This is a genomic window from Verrucomicrobiia bacterium (genome assembly GCA_035946615.1).
GTDB lineage: Bacteria > Verrucomicrobiota > Verrucomicrobiia > Limisphaerales > UBA8199 > DASYZB01.
Genome location: DASYZB010000132.1, coordinates 32,900 through 52,607 on the forward strand (window position 1 = coordinate 32,900; position 19,708 = coordinate 52,607).

The 19,708-nt window shown below is 59.1% G+C and carries 7 protein-coding genes; 5 read left to right on the top strand and 2 right to left on the bottom strand.

From position 1 onward, the window contains the following. Nucleotides 1-37 precede the first annotated feature (37 nt). The 3 genes from VG146_19045 to VG146_19055 all read left to right on the top strand — a co-directional run bounded on the left by VG146_19045 (nt 38) and on the right by VG146_19055 (nt 15,531). On the top strand, nt 38-13,429 hold the full coding sequence (locus VG146_19045) for a filamentous hemagglutinin N-terminal domain-containing protein (protein HEV2394452.1): 13,392 nt from the start codon (nt 38-40) through the stop codon (nt 13,427-13,429). A 67-nt stretch (nt 13,430-13,496) separates the two neighbouring features. Beyond that, nucleotides 13,497-15,284 carry a ShlB/FhaC/HecB family hemolysin secretion/activation protein gene (locus tag VG146_19050; protein ID HEV2394453.1) on the top strand — a complete coding sequence of 596 codons (1,788 nt, stop codon included), beginning with the start codon at nt 13,497-13,499 and terminating at the stop codon, nt 15,282-15,284. Nucleotides 15,285-15,348: 64 nt separating this feature from the next. Beyond that, nucleotides 15,349-15,531 carry a hypothetical protein gene (locus VG146_19055; protein ID HEV2394454.1) on the top strand — a complete coding sequence of 61 codons (183 nt, stop codon included), beginning with the start codon at nt 15,349-15,351 and terminating at the stop codon, nt 15,529-15,531. 73 nt (nt 15,532-15,604) lie between these two features. On the opposite strand, the gene VG146_19060 is transcribed toward VG146_19055, so the two are convergent. Both VG146_19060 and VG146_19065 read right to left on the bottom strand, forming a co-directional pair. Next, nucleotides 15,605-16,543, bottom strand: coding sequence for a response regulator (locus VG146_19060; GenBank protein HEV2394455.1), 939 nt, complete (start codon nt 16,541-16,543; stop codon nt 15,605-15,607). 84 nt (nt 16,544-16,627) lie between these two features. Further along, nucleotides 16,628-16,939, bottom strand: coding sequence for a response regulator (locus VG146_19065; GenBank protein HEV2394456.1), 312 nt, complete (start codon nt 16,937-16,939; stop codon nt 16,628-16,630). A gap of 188 nt (nt 16,940-17,127) precedes the next feature. Here VG146_19065 and VG146_19070 point away from each other — a divergent pair, with 188 nt between their 5' ends. Next, a complete protein-coding gene (locus VG146_19070) occupies nt 17,128-18,285 on the top strand; it encodes an integrase (GenBank protein HEV2394457.1) in 1,158 nt (385 codons plus the stop codon). Nucleotides 18,286-18,585: 300 nt separating this feature from the next. Continuing rightward, the gene (locus VG146_19075) at nt 18,586-19,605 is read left to right on the top strand and encodes an NAD-dependent epimerase/dehydratase family protein (GenBank protein HEV2394458.1); all 1,020 of its coding nucleotides are present in this window, start codon (nt 18,586-18,588) and stop codon (nt 19,603-19,605) included. The last annotated feature ends 103 nt before the right edge of the window (nt 19,606-19,708 follow it).

Below are 19,708 nucleotides of genomic sequence, written 5' to 3' on the forward strand. Positions count from 1 at the left end.
CGCGTGTACGAGTGGGGCTCGGTCCGAGGTGAAGGTTATGAGAATCAATGTTGCGGGGCTGTTGGCTTTTTGTTGCGCGTCGTTTATTCATCAGGCCCATGCCAACCCGCTTGGGGGCAGCGTGGTAGGGGGCAATGCTAATGCCACTATCAAGGGGCAGGGCACTTCACTGGTTACCATCAACCAGAACAAAGGCCAGGCCATTATCAATTGGCAGAGCTTTTCCATCAATGCAGGAGAGATGACCAAATTCATTCAGCCATCCGCAACAGCCGCCATCTTGAACCGGGTCATGACCCCCACTCCCTCGTTGATTTATGGAAACCTCGAGGCCAATGGCAAGGTTTACCTGGTCAATCCAGCGGGTGTCTTTGTGGGGCCAAGCGGAGTGATAAACACCCGGAGCTTTCTGGCCTCAACTTTTGATATTGGCAATGATGCCTTCCGCTCAGCCGCTGCGCTGACCCTCTCTGGGTCTTCAACCGCCTCCGTCCGCAACGAGGGAACCATTCAGGCCTTGGGCGGGGATGTCTTCCTCATAGCCAATACAGTCGAAAATGCCGGCAAAGTACAGGCCTCGGGCACAGTCGGTTTAGCCGCAGGCTCAAAAATACTCCTGGCCCAATCGGGGGCTGAGCGGATTGTCGTGCAGGCAGGAAATCCAGCCCAGCATGGGACCGGCACCGGCGTGAACAACCAGGGGCAAATCCAGGCGGCAACAACCGAGATAAAAGCCGCCGGCGGCAATATTTATGCCCTGGCCATTAATAATGGCGGGGCAATTCGAGCCACAACCGCCATCAATGAGGGCGGCAGGATTTATTTGCGCGCTTCAGGCGGCAATATTCAGAACTCCGGCGCCATCGATGCCAGTGGCGCCAACGGCAACGGCGGCGCCGTCATCCTGGAAGGCGGCCACAATGCGACGGCCCCAGCCACTGTAGTCAGTTCGGGGACAATTGACGTCCAAGGCAACAGCTCTGGCGCAAAAGGCGGCATGGTCCAGGTGACAGGAGACCACGTCGGCCTCTTTGGCAATGGGCTCATTGATGCCAGTGGCCAGGGCGGAGGCGGCACAGTCTTATTGGGCGGCGATTATCATGGACGCAATCCTGCCGTCCTGAATGCCGAGGCCACGGTGGTCGGAGCCAATGCCTCCATCCGTGCCGATGCCCTGACCCTTGGGAATGGCGGCAAGGTCGTCTTGTGGTCCGAGGACACTACCCGGTTCCAAGGCTCGATCTTCGCCCGAGGCGGGTCCCAAGGCGGCAATGGCGGCTTCGTCGAAACTTCAAGTGGCAATTCTTTGGCCTTTAACGGCCTCGTGAATACCCTGGCGCCAGCCGGGCGCGGGGGCGAACTGCTGCTTGACCCGAAAAACATCGTTATCAACGCATCGGGTTCCGATGTCGTGGCGAATAACGAGACCTTCGCCCAGAACCCGACCGCTACCGCCAACTTGAGCGCAGCAAACTTAGTCACCGAGTTGGCCAATAATGCCTCCTTAACCCTGAAGGCTAACAATGACATTGCCATCGAGACGGACCTCAACTTCGCGTTGAACGCCGGCACGGCAGGGAAAAACTTCTCACTCGAGGCGGGACGCAACCTCATCTTTGCCCAAACTCCGGATTTCACCACACCGGCTAATAGCAGCGGGGCTGTTACGCTCACAATGAATGGTGGGGATTTTAGCGCAACATACAACGATGCGGCGGCCACACTAGCCAATCGCGATGCCGGTACTGCGCAGTTTTTCATGACACCCGGTTCGTCCATTCTGACCAGGGGCGGCGCGGCGAACATCACCGGCAGCACGTTATCGGGCGCAGCGGGCGACGCGACGCTGGGAACGCTAACAACCAGCGGTCCCGCCGATACCACGGCCACAGCCGGAGGTAATCTTTCCATTAATACGGGAGCAGGCGGAGGCAACATTATCGCTGCCGGCGCATTGACCACTGCCGGGGCGGCGCTGACTTCGGGCAACGTAGCGGGAAATAGCGGCGGCACCCTCAGCCTGATCGGTGGCACTCTTAATTTAGCAGCCGTGGACAGCTCCGGCAGCAGTGCGCGGGGTAGTGGAAACCACAACGGCGGCAGCGCCGGCTCTATTGCGCTGACGGCGAATAGTGCCACGCCATCAATCACTTTAAACGGCGACTTGAGTGCGAGCGGCGGCGTTGCGGTCGGCGGTACTGGGGTTGGCGGCGCCGGGGCCGCTATTACCCTCTCTGGACCAGTCATCCTTGCTCAGAACGTGACCGTGAACGCATTGCGCGGCACCGGTAACACCTTGTTGACGAGCGGCAAAGTATGGTTTCAGAGCACAGTCGATGGAGACTTGGCCGCTAATGACCGCACTTTAAAAGTGAACACCGGCGGCATCACTGAATTCGATGGCGCCATTGGCGGCCTCCAGAGTCTGGGTAGTCTGACGACCGATGTGACCGGCGAAACCGGCGAGCAGACTCAAATCGGTGGCAATGTGACCTCCAGCGGCACTCAAACCTATAACGATGCGGTCGTTCAGTCTGCAGACTCCCACCTGACAGGCTCGGCCCTGGCGCTGGGGCCCAGTTGGGATGCGGCTAACCACAATCTGCAACTGACCTTCAATAGCTCGGTCACTGTCCCAGCCGCTTTGGTCAATGTGAACAACTTCGCCTCCGACGGCGCCGGCGGCACCGTCATTAACGGGGATTTTACCACTGCAGGCAGTCAAACATACGGCTCTCCAGTGACTATTTCCGGTCCGGCAGGTGCTCGGACCCTCACCAGCACCGCTGTCTTGCCCGCCAATGGAAAGATTTGGTTTCAAGGCACAGTCGATGCCCTGACCGCCGGAAGCCAGGGCCTGGTGGTGAAAACAGATGGCACGACCGAGTTTGACGCAGCAGTGGGAGCAACCAGTCTCGCGAGCCTCGACATCAAAGGCAATTCCATCGCTACGGCGGGCAATACAGACCTCAACACGCCCAGTATCGCAACTAGCGGAAGCCAAACCTTTGAAAACGCTGTATCACAATCCGCCGGCGCGCACCTGACCGGAACGACTCTGACCCTCGGGCCAACCTGGAACGGGGGCAACCAGAACCTCCAGTTGTCCTTTAGCAGCGCTGTGACTGTCCCAGCGGTTTTTGCCAACCTCAATAACTTCACTTCCGATGGCGTGGGCGGGACGCTGGTAAACGGGGATTTCGCTGTGGCCGGCAGCCAAACCTATGTTCATGCGGTAACAATCGGCGGCGCTGCCGGCGCCCGCACACTCAGCAGCACGGCAACCTTGCCCGCCAACGGCAAGATTTGGTTCCAGAGCACGGTCGATGCCGCGAGCGCGGGGGTGCAGGGCCTGTCCATCAAAACCGACGGAACGTCTGAGTTTGATGCCGCTGTGGGAATCACTCCTTTGGCCAGCCTCGATGTGCGCGGCAACTCGGTCGCCAGCGCAGGCAATGCCGACTTGAACGCCCCGACAGTGACAACCAGCGGCGGCCAGACCTATGAGAACCCCCTCACGCTAAGCCAGGACAGCGTCCTCAAAGACTCCGCCGGACAGAACATCATCTTCGACTCGACGTTGGACGGCAACCACCGACTCGAAGTGGACACGACCGGAAACGAAATCTTCAATGGTGTCGTCGGTGGCGTTACCCCGCTGATCAGCCTGACAACTGACGCCAGCGGCGGAGTGGGCGGGCAGGCTCAGTTCAATATGACCGCGCCGGGCGGTGCCAATCCTGCAGGCGTTAATGTGGGTTCGCTGGTCATCAACGACGTCGCGGCGATGAATGTCGCCGGAAGCACCGGCCTCAAGCCGAGTGTCGAATCCAGCAGCGGCCAAACTTATAAAGGCGCCGTGGTCTTGAGCGCCGGGACTGTGCTGCGTGATTCGGCAGGACAAGACATCGTCTTTCAAACCACAGTAGATGGGAGTTTTGGTCTCGAGGTCGATACCACCGGCAATGAGGTATTCAATGGTGTGGTCGGCGGCGCAACGCCTTTGGCAAGTCTCACCACCGATGCTTCTGGCGGTACGGGCGGCCAGGCCCAGTTCAATATGGCAGCTCCGGGCGGGGCCAATCCTGCGGGCGTCAATGCGGCCGCCCTGACCATTGCAGACACGGCGGCTTTCCAGGTCTCCGGCAGCACCGCTGCCACCCCCACAGTTCAGTCCACCGCCGGCCAAACCTATAATGGCGCCGTCGTGTTAAATGCCTCAACCGTTCTTAAGGATGCCGGCGGTCAGAACATCTCGTTGACCTCAACCGTGGATGGAGCAAAAACGCTTGAAGTCGATACCGGCGGCAACGTGGCTTTGGGCGTGTTAGGCGGAGGGACGCGGCTCACGGGCCTGAAAGTCACAGGGAACATCCTCACATTAAATGGCAACATTAATACCGAAGATGCCGCCGTGGATTTTACAGGCATCACAGCGGTGAATTTGGTCAATAATGTAACCATCGATACGGATAGCATCCAGGATGGCGGCGCGGCGGGGTCGATCAGTTTTGGTCCTGCCACTGCTATTAATGGCAGCCACGCCCTTGTGCTGGATGCCAGCGGCCAGGGCAGCGATGGTTGGGGCAACATCTCCCTGGGTGTCATCGGGACGACCACACCTTTATTGAGCGGCTTAACCCTTAAAGGGGCAACCCTGAACTTGAACGGCGCCATAGCGATTAGCTCGACCGGTGTAATTGATTTGGAATCGGTCAATAATATTGCAATCGGCGCAAACATTACGGCCGGCACGTTCGACGCCCATTCTGGTCTCACAGGTTTGGGCAACATCACCTTCGGTCCAGCCGTGGTTGTAAAAGCCGATACCCAATCCTATCAGGCTGGGGATGGCCATGGCGGCGGCGCCACATCCACCGCCGACCTGCTCAGCAATGGCCCTCTCTTCGAGAATACCGCCGGCCTGGCCGCGCCCGTCAGTTTCACCTATCAGCAGGATGCGGCGATTCTCGCCGGGAATCTCCCGCCGTCAGCCCAATTCATCGGCGGCCAGCCCTTGGCTTACGTTATCCGTTCCGACGACGGCGCCGTCCAATTACCGGCGCTGACTCTTCCGGGGAGCTTGCAGGTTATCTCCGCAGGTGACATCACCCAGTTGGGCGCTCTGAGCGTGATGAGCGGAGGCAGTTCCTTCAGCATCGAGGACGTAACCGCCAATATACTATTAGGCGGCCAGCCCAATCATTTCGCCAACCAACCGCTCAGCGTCGGCGCAATCAACGGTGGCTCTGTGCAGGACTTGAACTTGCGTAACGTGGACCCCGGCGCATCAGTATTGGCTTTGCCCGCAAACCTGCGAAACCTGACATTGTATTTTGACACCGCACCAGTAGCACTGCCGGCGGTCACCTTGAGTGGGGCCTTGAGCGTGACGGCTGGTGGCACGATTAGCCAGAGCGGAGCGCTCAACGTGATGGCCTTTCCCAGCACCTTCACCATCAATGGCGCTGCCGCCAGCGTCCTCCTGGGCAGCAGCCCCAACAATTTTGGTAATCAGCCCATCACCATCAGCGCCATCAACGGCGGCTCGGTGCAGGATGTGGCGCTGTGGAATGTCTTCGCCACTCCTACCGCCCTCTACCCGGCACTCCCCGCGGCCCTGCGCAACCTCACTCTGCGATTCGACAATGCCGGAGTGAACCTGCCCGTTCTGACGTTGAGCGGAAATCTGAATGTGAAAGCCGGCGGGTTGGTGGATTTCACCGGCGCGGCAGCTAGTGTTATTGGCGGGACGATGGCCCTTTCGACCACCGCCGGTGGGATCAGCCAGAGCGGTACCGGCCCTTTGACTGTTACCGGGACCAGCACACTGGCAGCGGGTCCAGCAAATAACATCGCTCTCAATCAAAACAACAACTTTAGCTCGGTCGGCATTACCAGCGGCCATAACGTCGTCCTCAATGACATCAATGGCCTGATTGTAGGTGGCACGATTAGCGGCAACCTCAATGCAACCGCAGGAGGTGTTCTGGGATTCAATAACTTGAATATAAGTGGCAACCTGAATGCCACGGCCAATGGATTGATTAATGATAACGGAGCCGTTCACGTGGCAGGTCTATCAAGCCTGGGGGCCGGCCCGCTCAACGATATTCAACTCACTCATGCAGACGATTTCGGCGGAGCCGTAACCATCGTGAATGGCCGGAATGTGGTGCTAACCGACGTGAACGGGTTGACCGTAGGGGGGGCGGTCAGTGGTAACTTGGGTATCAGCGCAGGGGGCGCCACTATCTTGAATCCCCTCAGCGTGGGCGGCTTTCTCAATGCAAACGCCACCGGCCCCATCAGCGATAACGGCGCGGTGACGGTCGCCGGCACCACGGCCTTGGCCGCGGGCCCCGCAAATGACATCACGTTGAATCATGCCGACTCCTTCCAGGGCGCGGTGACCATTGTGAGCGCCGGGAACGTCAACCTGAATGATATTATAGCGCTGACGCTCGGCGGGACGATCAGCGGTGATCTGGCCACCACCGCCGGAGGAGCAACGGCATTTGGCACGCTGAGCGTCGGGGGCAACCTCAGCACCGTGGCAAACGGTCCCATAACGCAGACCGGTCCGATCATCGCTAATGGACTGGGCAAGACCGCCACTTTTACTGCCGGTCTGGCCAACGACATTACGCTGGCCAATCCTGCCAATGATTTCACTTCCGTAGGGATCGTTTCCGCTAATAACGTGGCGTTGTCCGACCTAAATGGCATCGACCTTGCCGCGTCCACCCTGGCTGGCAATTTATCGGTCGCTGCTAACGGCCCGATTACCCAGGGCGGGGCCATTCTTGCGAATGGAACTGCCAAGGTCGCCACGTTCGCAGCGGGAGCAGCCAACGATATTACGCTCGGAAATTCCGCCAACGATTTTTCAGCCGTTTCAATTACCTCAGGCAACAATGTGACTTTGGCGGATGCCAACGCCCTGATCCTGGCGGCCTCGACGGTGAGCGGGAATTTTAATGTGTCTGCCAATGGACCCATTACGCAGAGCGGGGTTATTTTGGCCAATGGGCTTGGCAAAGTGGCCACCTTCGCCTCCGGCCCTCTCAACGACATCCTGCTGGGCAATCCCGCCAATGATTTTACAACCGTTGCTATAGGGTCGGCTAACAACGTCACCCTGGCGGATGCCAACGCGCTGAACCTGGGCCCCGCAAATATAAGCGGCAATTTCAGTGTGACGGCTAACGGCCCGATGACTCAGAGCGGGAGCATCATCGCCAACGGCTCGGGTAAGACCGCAACATTTGCCGCTGGAGCAGCCAATGACATCAACCTGGCCGACCCCGCTAATGATTTTTCCACGGTATCCATAGGGTCCGGCAATAACGTCACGTTGGCGGATGCCAACGCGCTGAACCTGGGCGCCTCGGCCGTCAGCGGCAATTTTAACGTCACCGCCAGCGGGCCCATCACACAAACCGGGATCATTATAGCCAACGGGCTGGGTAAGATCGCCACTTTTGCTGCCGGACCTGGCAATGACGTTACCCTGGCGAATCCCGCCAATGATTTTACAACGGTATCAATTGTCTCGGGCGCCAATGTCCTGCTGGCCGATGCCAATGCCCTGGATTTGGGGAACTCGACCGCAAGCGGTAACTTGAGCGTAGCTGCCGCCGGACCCCTAACGCAGAGCGGCGCGCTGAATGTGACCGGTTTGGGCTCATTCACCTCGACTGCCAGCGGGGCGGCCGGGAACATCACTTTGAATAACGCCGCCAATAATTTCGGGTCAATCACTTTGGTGAGCCCGAATGGGGCGGCGGCGTCAGTCAATGAAGCAAGTGCTTCAGCCTTGGATACGATTGCAGTCAACAACGGAGCCCTGACGGTCATTTCCGCTGGAGCCATCAGCCAGGTTTCTGGCAAGACCATCACCGTAGGGCAGTTGGCTTCCTTCACTTCCTCAGGCAGCGGGGCCAGTGGCGATATCACCCTGAACAATGCCGGTAACAATTTTGGTTCTGTGGGTTTGAACACCGCCAATGGGGCGGCGGCATCGCTGACTGAGGCGAGCGACACCGCCTTGGATACCGTGGCAGTGAACAACGGCGCCCTGGCGGTCAACTCGGCCGGCGCTATCAGCCAGGTGGCTGGCAAGAGCATCACGGCGGGACAATTGGCTTCGTTTACCTCGGCAGGCAGCGGGGCCAGCGGAGACATCACCCTCAATAACCCGGCAAATAATTTCGGTTCCGTGAGCTTAAACTCGGCTAATGGCGCTGCGGCATCCGTGACTGAGGCCAGCGCTACGGCCTTGGACGCCGTTTCGGTGAACAATGGGGCGCTAAGCGTTAACTCGGCAGGGGCCATCAGCCAGGTGGCCGGCAGGAGCGTCACGGTCGGCCAGTTGGCTTCCTTCACTTCAACTGGCAGCGGGGCTGCTGGCGATATCACGTTGGACAATGCCGGGAACAATTTTGGCTCGCTCAGTTTGAACTCCGCCAATGGCTCTGCCGCATCCGCCACCGAGGCGAGCGATACCGCCCTCGATACTGTGGCCGTAAACAATGGCGCGCTGACGGTCAGTTCAGCCGGCGCCATCAGCCAGGTGGCTGGCAAGAACATTACGGTAGGGCAGTTGGCCTCCTTTAGTTCCACCGGGAGCGGGGCTAGCGGAGACATCACCCTGAATAACACCGGGAACAACTTCGGTTCCGTTAGCTTGAACTCGGCTAATGGTTCCGCGGCATCCGTCACTGAAGCGAGCGACACCGCCCTGGACACAGTGGCGGTAAACAATGGCGCGCTGGCCGTCAATTCCGCCGGGGCAATCAGCCAAGTGGCTGGTAAAAACATCACCGTCGCGCAGTTGGCCTCATTTACATCGACCGGCAGCGGGGCCAGTGGCGACATCACCCTGAACAATGCCGGTAACAATTTTGGTTCTGTGGGTTTGAACACCGTCAATGGCGCGGCGGCATCGCTGACCGAGGCAAGCGACACTGCCTTGGATACGGTGGCGGTGAACAATGGCGCGCTCACGGTCAATTCGGCCGGAGCAATCAGCCAGGTCGCTGGAAAGAGCGTCACCGTGGGCCAGTTGGCTGCCTTTTCTTCAACGGGCAGCGGCGCCAGTGGCGATATCACGCTCAATAACGCCGGCAATAACTTTGGTTCTGTGGGTCTGAACACCGGTAATGGCTCTGCCGCATCGGTTACCGAGGCGAGCGACACGGCCCTGGATACGGTTGCGGTGAACAATGGCGCCCTGACAGTCAATTCGGCTGGGGCCATCAGCCAGGTGGCTGGGAAGAGCATCACGGCCGGCCAGTTGGCCTCATTTACATCGACTGGCAGCGGCGCCAGTGGCGACATCACGCTCGACAACGCCGGGAACAATTTTGGCTCGGTGGCTCTGAGCACAGCCAATGGCGCGGCGGCATCTGTCACTGAAGCGAGCGACACCGCCCTGGACACCGTTTCAGTGAATAATGGCGCGCTGATGGTCGATTCGGCCGGAGCCATCAGCCAAGTGGCTGGCAAGAGCATTGGAGTCGGACAGTTGGCCTCTTTTACCTCCACCGGCAGCGGCGCCAGTGGCGACATCACTTTGAATAATGCAGGAAATAACTTCGGCTCAGTGGGTTTGAACACCGCCAATGGTTCAGCGGCATCAGTCACTGAAGCGAGCGACACCGCCCTGGACACCGTGTCAATGAATAATGGCGCGCTGACAATCAATTCCGCCGGGGCCATCAGCCAGGTTTCCGGTAAGAGCATCACGGTCGGCCAGTTGGCTTCCTTTACCTCCACCGGCAGCGGCGCCAGTGGCAACATCACGCTGAACAATGCGGGGAATAACTTCGGTTCCGTCGCTCTGAACAGCGCTAATGGCGCCGCGGCATCAGTTACTGAAGCGAGCGACACCGGCCTGGACACTGTTTCAGTGAATAATGGCGCGCTGACAATCAATTCCGCCGGGGCCATCAGCCAGGTGTCTGGCAAGAGCATCGCCGTCGGCCAGTTGGCTTCGTTTACCTCCACCGGCAGCGGCGCCAGCGGAGATATCACACTCGACAATGTCGGGAACAATTTCGGCTCTGTGAGTTTGAACACCGCCAATGGTTCAGCGGCATCAGTCACTGAGGCCAGCGACACCGCCCTGGACACCGTTTCAGTGAACAATGGAGCGCTAACGGTCAATTCTGCCGGAGCCATTAGCCAAGTGGCCGGCAAGAGCATCGCCGTCGGCCAGTTGGCTTCGTTTACCTCCACCGGCAGCGGCGCCAGAGGAGACATCACACTGGACAATGCCGGAAATAACTTCGGCTCAGTGAGTTTGAACACCGCCAATGGTTCGGCGGCATCAGTCACTGAGGCCAGCGACACCGCCCTGGACGCTGTGGTGGTCAACAATGGCGCGCTGACGGTCAATTCGGCTGGAGCAATCAGCCAGGTTTCTGGCAAGAGCATCTCGGTAGGGCAATTGGCTTCGTTTACCTCAACCGGCAGCGGCGCCAGCGGCGACATCACACTGGATAATGCCGGGAATAATTTCGGTTCGGTGGCTCTGAACTCCGCCAATGGTTCAGCGGCTTCGGTCACTGAGGCCAGCGACACCGCCCTGGATGCCGTGGCGGTCAACAATGGCGCGCTGACGGTTAACTCAGCCGGAACGATCAGCCAGGCGGCTGGCAAGAGCATTACAGTCGGCCAATTGGCTTCCTTTACCTCCACCGGCAGCGGCGCTAGCGGCGACATCACGCTGAACAACGCCGGGAATAATTTCGGGTCCGTGGCTCTGAACACAGCCAATGGCCTGGCAGCATCAATCACCGAGGCGAGCGACACTGCCCTGGATACTGTCTCTGTGAACAATGGCGCACTGACGATCAATTCGGCCGGAGCTATCAGCCAGGTGGCCGGCAAGACCATGACGGTCGGTCAATTGGCCTCATTTATTTCGACCGGCATTGGCGCCAGCGGCGATATCACACTCGACAATGCCGGAAATAATTTCGGCTCAGTGAGTTTGAACACAGCCAATGGCTCAGCGGCATCACTGACTGAGGCGAGCGACACGGTCCTCGACATCGTCGCGGTGAACAACGGCGCCCTGACACTCAATTCCGCCGGGGCTATCAGCCAGGTTCCTGGCAAGAGCATCTCGGTAGGGCAGTTGGCTTCCTTTACCTCCACCGGCAGCGGCGCCAGCGGCGACATCACTCTTAACAATGCAGGCAATAATTTTGGGTCCCTTGGTTTGATTACCGCCAATGGCACAGCGGCGGCAGTCACCCAGGCGGGCGATACCGCACTCGATACGGTGGCCGTCAACAATGGCGCGCTCACGGTCAATTCGGCCGGCGCTATAAGCCAGGTCTCGGGCAAGAACATCACGGTCGGACAATTGGCTTCGTTTACCTCCACCGGCAGCGGCGCCGGCGGAGACATCACACTGAACAATGCCGGGAACTACTTTGGCTCGCTCAGCTTGAACACGGCCAATGGCGCAGCCGCGTCTGTCGCTGCGGCAAGCGCCGCGGTGCTGGATACAGTCGCTGTGAATAATGGGGCGCTCTCGATCAACTCGGCGGCCGCAATTTCCCAGGTCCCCGGCAGGAGCATCACCGTTGGGCAACTGGCCTCCTTTATTTCAGCCGGCAGCGGCGCCAATGGCGACATCACACTGAACAATGCCGGGAACTACTTTGGGTCCTTGAGCCTAAACTCCGTCAATGGCGCCGCCGCATCCGTCACTGAAGCCGGGGATGCCCTGTTCGATACTGTCTCTGTCAATAGCGGTTCTCTGGCCCTGGTTTCTCCCGGCGCGATTAGCCAGGTCCCTGGAAAAGCTATCACCGTGGGGACATCCACCACCCTGAATGCCGGCGGCAACATCACCTTGGATGGCCCGGGCAATTATTTCGGTGGCTTGGTCACCGTCGCCAATGGCCAGGCAGTCACTCTCGTGGACATCAGCACCTTGACGGTGGGTGGGGCTTCGCGAAGCCTCGAAGCCCACGCCAATGGCGGTGACCTCGTCTTTGCCGGATACAACGTCGTCAATGATTTGATGGGAACTGCCAGCGGGAACATTTCCCAAACCGCCCCGGTCTCGGTTGGGGGCAGCGCGAATCTCGATGCTGGCGGCAACATCACTTTGAATAACCCCGCCAATACTTTCAGCCGCGTCGCGCTCTCGAGCACCAACGGGACTCAGGTCCAGGTCTCCCAAAGCACCGATATGCACTTGGATGATGTCCTGGCCCCAATCGCCACCGTCATGCTCAACTCGGCCGCGGGCATCTTCCAGGAACCCGGCGCCAGTCTGGTTGCCAGGGAATTGGCCCTTAACGGCGTCAGCCAGGTATCCCTTGTCGGCACCAATAACCACGTGCAGAATCTCGCCGGAATCCTCACCGGCCCCGGCGCCTTCCAGTTTACCGACCAGGATGCCCTCACCGTGACCACCGTCGGCGGGGTGCCGGGTATCACCGCGTTGAGCCCAGGCAGCCTGGTCACCCTCAACGCCAATAACATCGGCATCACGGCCATCGGCATCACCGCCCCCCGCAACCAGGTCACCCTCCAGCCCATCTCCACCTCAGGCACCCTCTTTATCGGTGGTCCTTATATCGCCGGGCCCAACCCGCTTGAATACGCCGGGCTCAACAACGTCAAGGCCGGCATACTCCAGATCGGCAACAAAACCACTTTCAACGGCAACATTGTCGTCAATCAGACCATCACCTTGACCAATAGCTCGGGCCTCCCATTCCAGCCTACCCCGGTCGCCTCCTCCACAAAGGATTCTACCACCCTCTCCTTGCAGACGATGCGCGGGACCATTACAAACGCGTTCGCCGGCGGGGCCTGGGCTGTCGTGAATGTGCCCCGCTTGAGCCTCGTCGCTTCCAATGTCGCCTTCCTGGGAAATCTGGCTAATTCGAGCGACGTCAGTTTCCTGGCATGGCAGACCGGAAAGCCTATCACATTCGTCGATGCCAACACCCTCGACCTGCTCTGGGCCGACCCCGCTAAGATCGGTGTCAATACCCCGCCCGTTTCCCCCTACCCGGCTAATCCCCAGGCCTTTTATACTGGAATAGACGGGGTGTTCGGAGCCAACCCGCCTACGGGCAATGACATCCTTTTCAACGGCGGCGGTGTGCCGGCGCAGCAATTCGCCAACTCCCTCGCTCCATTTAATTCCATCGAGCTGCCGACCAGCCGTTTGACTCTCTCCGCCGTCACCACCGCTTTCGACCTTAAAGCATACGGAGCAAAAATCGATTCCATTCTCGGTCCCGGCTCGATTTGGATGAGCTTCGCCGCCATCCCGTTCACCACGACCACACCTGTGGAACAGATGCTCAAACCCGAGGTCACTTCCAAATGGATTCGTGGCGTCACCGGCATCAGCGGCTCCACCGCCGGCCCCCAGCAATCTTCATATTAGGGAACTCTGAGCAGGGCTATGCGGGCATCGTCAGAAATCGGATGAGGGAACCTTTTAAAGTAAGCCTATGAAATTGCAAAAAATCCTGAAAGTGTGGTCGGGGCTGGCGCTTCTCTTGCTATTGAGCGCCTTGTTCTGCCCGGTGGGCATGCAAGCACAGGGATTGGGAGAAGAGCGATTGCCCCAGCGCTCTCCCAAGGTCCCCAAAAAGCCGCCCACCCCCGCCCCTTCGGTCCAGAGCCCCACCCCGCAAACCAATCCGGAAGATGACAACGTCCTCATCCCGCGCTTGACGGGAATCGTCATCGTTAAGTCACGCGACGAAATCAAGGAGGAGGGCGTCTCGGGCGTGACCGGCATCAAGGTCGTCAATATCCCCTTATTAAGCGGACCGGATTTTCAGAAGCTCGGGTATTGGTATCTCAACCAGAGCGTCTCGATCAACGATATCCGCAGCCTCGAAAACGACATTATCCTTTATTGCCGCGCCAAAAACAGGCCATTGGTGGACATCATCCTCCCGCCGCAAAACCTCAGCACCGGCGTCATTCAGCTTTGGTTCCTCGAAGGCAAGGTCGGCAAAATCACCGTCAATAATCCCGGGCACAAATGGTTTTCCGACCAGTTTATCACCCGCCAAATCCGTTTGCGCCCAGGCGACGTCGTCGATATGCAGAAGCTCACCGACGATTTGGATTGGGTAAACCGCAACCCCTTCCGCCAGGTCAACACCGTCTTCAAAGCCGGCGACGACCTGGGCAAGTCCGATATTGACCTGCAGGTCGAAGACCGGATTCCGCTGCGCGCCTACTTCGGCTACGAAAACACCGGCACCGAGTTCACCGGACAGGACCGCTTGCTGGCAGGGTTCAATTGGGGCAACGTCTTCGGCTTGGACCAGCAGTTGAATTACCAATACACCACCGATGTGGACTTCCGGGACATCAGCGCCCACTCCGCCAGTTACCTCATCCCGCTGCCCTGGCGCCACAACCTCGCCATCATGGGCGCCTATGCCGATGCAACCGCTGAGTTTCCCAATACCTCGGCGCTTTCCAAGGGCAACAGCTACCAGGCCAGCTTGCGCTATTCGATCCCGCAACGCGTGGGCAAAAATTATATCCAGGAAATCACTGGCGGCTTTGATTTCAAGAGCACCGATAACAATCTCGAATTCGGCGGCCAAACCGCCCTCAGCACCACCCGCATCCAGGTCGATCAATTCGAGTTGGGCTACAGCGGCTTGCTGCTCGACCGCGCCGGCCAGACCTCCCTCGGCCTCGAGGGCTATTACAGCCCGGGCGGCTTAACCAGCCAGAATAACGACGCGACCTTCGACCAGTTGCGCCCCGATTCCAAGGCCCATTACCTGTATGGCCGTCTGACCGCAGAGCGCCTCACCCGCTTGCCCGCTGATTTTAGCTGGGTCCTCCACTTCTTCGGCCAGTATTCCAGCCAGCGGCTCACCCCGAGTGAAGAAATCGGCATCGGCGGCTTCGGCACCGTGCGCGGCTATTTCGAACGCTTCGTCAACGCCGACAACGGCTGGATCGTCAATAATGAACTCCGCACGCCCACCTTTCCCGTGCTGAAGCGATTCGGGTGGTTTCCCTACGATGACCGCTTGCAATTCCTGGTTTTCTTCGATTACGGCACCGTGCAGATCGAAGACTTCAATATCACCGACGCCGGGGCTGGGCTGATGAAAAACACCAGCCTGGCCTCCTATGGCGCCGGCCTGCGCTATGACCTGCGCCAGAACCTCTCCGTTCGCTTCGACTACGGCATCGAACTCATGAACAAGGAGCAAGGCAGAGACTCCGGCGGCCACATCGGCGTCCTGCTAAGCTTTTGACGAATATCCACTTGCTCCCCCAGAAGGACGAGCCTAGAATGCTGCATATCACATCCACGGTATTATGGAAATCCGAAATGTCGTGACCGGAGACTCTTGCGAGGTGCTCGTCTTCGGGCGCGTCGATGGCACCGGGGCTAATCAACTGGAGGTCGAACTGCTCAAGCTGATCCGCTCGGGTCCGAAAAGCAACCTGAGCAGCGCAACTTTTCTTTGTTCGGCCGGCCTGCGGGTGCTCCTCCAGTAATGGCGGCAAATGAAAAACTCTCAGCGGGTGCTGCTGGCGACACGGCCTTCGCCGGAAGTCGATGCGGTGCTGGCTACCTCGGGTTTTCGCGAGGCACTGGTCGAAAAGGTCTGAAAGTGTCCTTCAGGCCCTGGTGCGTTGCCTTTTCCTTGTCCCTGAGCCGCCTCTTTTCCAGGCAGGCGCCAATCCGGGCGCGCAGGAATACGGGACTGAAAGGCTTAGCCAGGTAATCTTCGGCGCCCATTTCTATAGAGCGGGCGACGCCATTTTCGTCATCCAGCGCAGAAAGCATCAGGATGGGGATGTCGCGCAGTGCCAGGTCGGACTTGAATTTTGCAAGCACTTGAAACCCATCCAGGCCCGGCATGACCATATCCAGCAAAATGAGATCGAACTGTTGCCTGCGGGCAAGCGCCAGGGCCTGCACGCCGTTGCCTATGGCCGAAACGGTGTAGCCGCTGCGCCGCAACCGCCGGGCCAGCATCTCGCGGCTGCTTTCATCGTCATCCACCACCAGAATCGCCCCTTCGTCCTTAAACAAAGGCCGGCCAGTTTTGGGTTCCGGCACTTTAAAACTGAAGCCAAGATTCAAAGACAGAGGTTGACCGCGCGAGCCGGCAGGCTGGAGGGTGTCAGGCGCCGCCGCCAGGACCGGCTCGATTAAATAGGCCTCCATCAAGGACAACCAGTCGCTGGCGGCATCTCGTATTTTCTTGAGGTCGGCAACAGCCGCCTGGATGGCCGCGTCCTCGGTTTGTTCGATGAGCAAGTCCGTGTAGCCGATGATGTGGTTCACCGGTGTGCGCAGTTCATGGTAGAGCTGGTGCAAGTCCCGGTGCTGGAGAAACTGTTCCTCGTCAAAGTACCTCGCAATTAGTATTTGCAGCTCGCGTCCTCCGGCGTGAATTCTGCGCAAATCCTCCAAAGCCTGTTCCGAGAGCTGCGCCTCTTCGAGCAGCAATTCGCAATAGCCCAGAATATGATTGATAGGCGTGCGCAGCTCGTGCCGCATGCGGGTCCAGCTTTCCCACCGCCGCCTCGGTTGAAGCTGAGCCTGAAGCAGAGGCCGGCTGCTTAATTCCCTCAACAGGCAGGCTCATGCAGAGGTGGCGGGCGCCAGCAACTTCTCGATTTTGACCAGCAGCCGTTCAAGCTCTATCGGTTTCGTGTCGTAATCATCGCACCCGGCTTCCCGCGCCCTGCGCTCGTCGCCTTCCATGGCGTGGGCGGTCAGCGCGATGATCGGCACCGATGGTTTAGTGGCCTTGATTCGTTTGGTAGCCTCCCAGCCGTCCATGACCGGCAGGCTCATGTCCATCAGAATGAGCGCCGGCGCCTCCGCTTCGGCCATTTTGACCGCCTCCTCTCCGTCCATGGCGCAGACCACCGCATAGCCCTTGATCCTGATGGGCTAGGTGAACAGGTTGACGTGGCTCCACTGCCGTGCGCGGAGGATGCCCGGAACCTGCAGCCGTTGAACCACCTTTTGCCCGAGAATTGCGCCAAAAGTATTGTTACCCGGGAGGGGGTTGAAAGAGCGGTGAAACGATACGTTGTGCCAAAAGTGGGGTTACCCTGGCCGGAATGGATAAAAGCATGAGTAACTCGACACGAAAGCAGGTTTTGGAGAAGTTGCGGCGGCGTTACAAAACGGCCGGTGCGCAGCACAAGACCAAGCGTATTGACCAGGCGGTGCAGTTGCTGGACTACCATCGCAAGGCAGCGATTCGGGCCTTGGGTCAAGCAGTGAGGAGGTCCGTGAAGGGACCTGTGGTGCTGACGGGGCGTCCGATGAAGTATGAGCCCAACTTGTTGTTGCCGTGGTTACGGCCCATCTGGCAAGCCAGCGATTACGCCTGTGGGCGGCGGCTGGTGGCGATGTTGCCGGAATGGGTTCCGGCCTACGAGCAGCATGAGAAGCGCATGCCTGGGGAGGTGCGAGAGAAGTTGCTGTTGGCCAGCGCACGGACGCTGGACCGGTTGCTCGAACCCTTGCGGGGCCAAGGGAAGGGCCGCTCGCTAACGCGCCCGGGGACATTGTTGCGGCAGCAGATCCCCATTCGCGGGAGCCTGTGGGAAGAAGGCAAAGCAGGCTGGTTGGAGGTCGATACCGTGGCGCTGTGCGGCGGTAGTGTGGCCGGGGAATTTGTGTGGATGGTCGATGGCGTGGACTACGCGACAACCTGGGTGGAAGTGCGGGCCATGTGGGGACGGGGCCAGGCCGGCACCTTGACGGCCCTGCAGGATATCGAGGCCAGTCTGCCCTTTAGCTTGTTGGGCCTGGACAGTGATAACGGGGGAGAGTTCCTCAATCATCACGTGCTGCACTGGCTGCAGAAGCGCCCGCGGCCGGTGTTCATGACGCGGAGCCGGCCTTACAAAAAGGATGACAACGCGCACGTCGAGCAGAAGAACTGGACGCACGTGCGACAGTGTTTCGGGTATGAGCGGCACGATAATCCCGAGTTAGTTGAGCCGATCAATGGGTTGGTTAAAGGGGCCTACGGGCAGTTGCTTAACTACTTCCATGCCAGCCTCAAGTTAGAAAGCAAGGAGCGCGTCGCGGGCAAGTTACGCCGCATTTACGGCGAGGCCCAAACGCCGCTGGCGCGGGTGTTGGCCAGCGCCGAGGTGACTGCGGCCGCCAAAGCACGCTTGGTGAAACATAAGGCAAGCTTAAATCCATTTGCTTTGAAGCAAACGGTGACACAAAGCCTGAAGGCCATCTCTGCCCTGCGTCGAGGGCCTCGTTGAGCGCAGAGCTAAAAACTGTGAATAACTCGATGGAGCAAACCTCCCCCCCGGTGCCCCCCTCCGCTAATGCGCGTCCGTGTTCCACCGCAGGGGGGCGCGAGCTAAGGCTCGAAGCCCGCCCCCCTGCTCGTTTTAGCTCGCTTCCTACGCAAAGAACGGTTAACCAAAAACAAGGCCATCGGGTAACACCCTTTTGGCACAACGATACCCGTCCCTCGGGTAACAGTTACTTTTGGCGCACGGCGGGGTGACGAAGATAGAAGGGCCGGAGCTGAAGAATTCGCAGACTGAATAAAAACCTTGAAGCCAAAACCCGGCACATCCAAAGCGCGGTCAGGGTCGAACGCTGCAGGGCATGTTCTTGTTACTGGCGGGGCCGGTTTCATCGGCTCGCATTTGGTGGAACGCTTGCTGGCGGAGGGCGAAAGCGTGGTCGTGATTGATGATCTTTCGACCGGCAGCCTCGAGAACCTCTCCCGCGCCTCCAGCCACCCTCGATTCGCTTTTGTTCAATCGCGCATTTCGACCTGTCCGGACCTTTCCCGGCTGGTGGGGCAGGCACAGGCCGTCTATCACCTGGCAGCCGCTGTGGGCGTGGAATTGGTTGTGAACACCCCGATCCGTGTCCTTGAAACCAATCTGCACGAAACGGAAGTTCTGCTTGAAGCAGCCGCCCCGCAGAGGGTTCCCGTGCTGTTGACTTCGACCTCGGAAGTGTACGGCAAGAGCCAAAAGGCCGCTTTCGGCGAAGAGGACGATTTGCTCATCGGCCCACCCCACCAGGCCCGCTGGAGTTATGCCTGCTCGAAGCTGATGGATGAATTCCTCGGGCTGGCTTATGCCAAAGAACGCGCGCTACCGGTTGTCATCGCCCGGCTGTTCAATACGGTCGGCCCTCGACAGACGGGCCGCTACGGCATGGTTTTGCCGCGCTTTATCTCCGCAGCCAAATCCGGCCAGCCGCTCAAGGTGTTTGGTGACGGCCAGCAGACCCGCTGTTTTTGTTACGTCATCGACACGGTCGAAGCGCTGGTGCGCCTGCAGAACTGCCCGGCAGCGCGGAGCCAGGTCTTTAACGTGGGCGGTTCAGAGGAGGTTTCCATCAAGCAGCTCGCGGAGCTGGTAATTGAAATCCTTCACTCAAAAGCCAAGATAGAAATGGTCCCTTATCGCGAAGCTTACGCCCCCGGCTTTGATGACATGCTCCGGCGCAAACCAATTGTCGATAAACTCGCCGCCATAACCGGGTTCCGTCCCGCCACGCCGTTGCGAAGGATCATTGAATTGACGGCAGACGCAACTGCGGCCCGCAGTTGCTGAAGTCTCGGCTGGTTTCAATGCGATCAGCGTATTTGCCGCGCGCTGGCATGCATTGTTTGGAGGAACAGCGGAATACGTGGATTTTTCTTTCCGTCGAGGAATC

Coding starts and splice junctions, on each gene's coding strand:
- VG146_19055 (HEV2394454.1), top strand. CDS start 15,349: ATGGAAATCCGAAATGTCGTGACCGGAGACTCTTGCGAGGTGCTCGTC.
- VG146_19050 (HEV2394453.1), top strand. CDS start 13,497: ATGAAATTGCAAAAAATCCTGAAAGTGTGGTCGGGGCTGGCGCTTCTC.
- VG146_19060 (HEV2394455.1), bottom strand. CDS start 16,543: ATGCGGCACGAGCTGCGCACGCCTATCAATCATATTCTGGGCTATTGC.
- VG146_19045 (HEV2394452.1), top strand. CDS start 38: ATGAGAATCAATGTTGCGGGGCTGTTGGCTTTTTGTTGCGCGTCGTTT.
- VG146_19070 (HEV2394457.1), top strand. CDS start 17,128: ATGAGTAACTCGACACGAAAGCAGGTTTTGGAGAAGTTGCGGCGGCGT.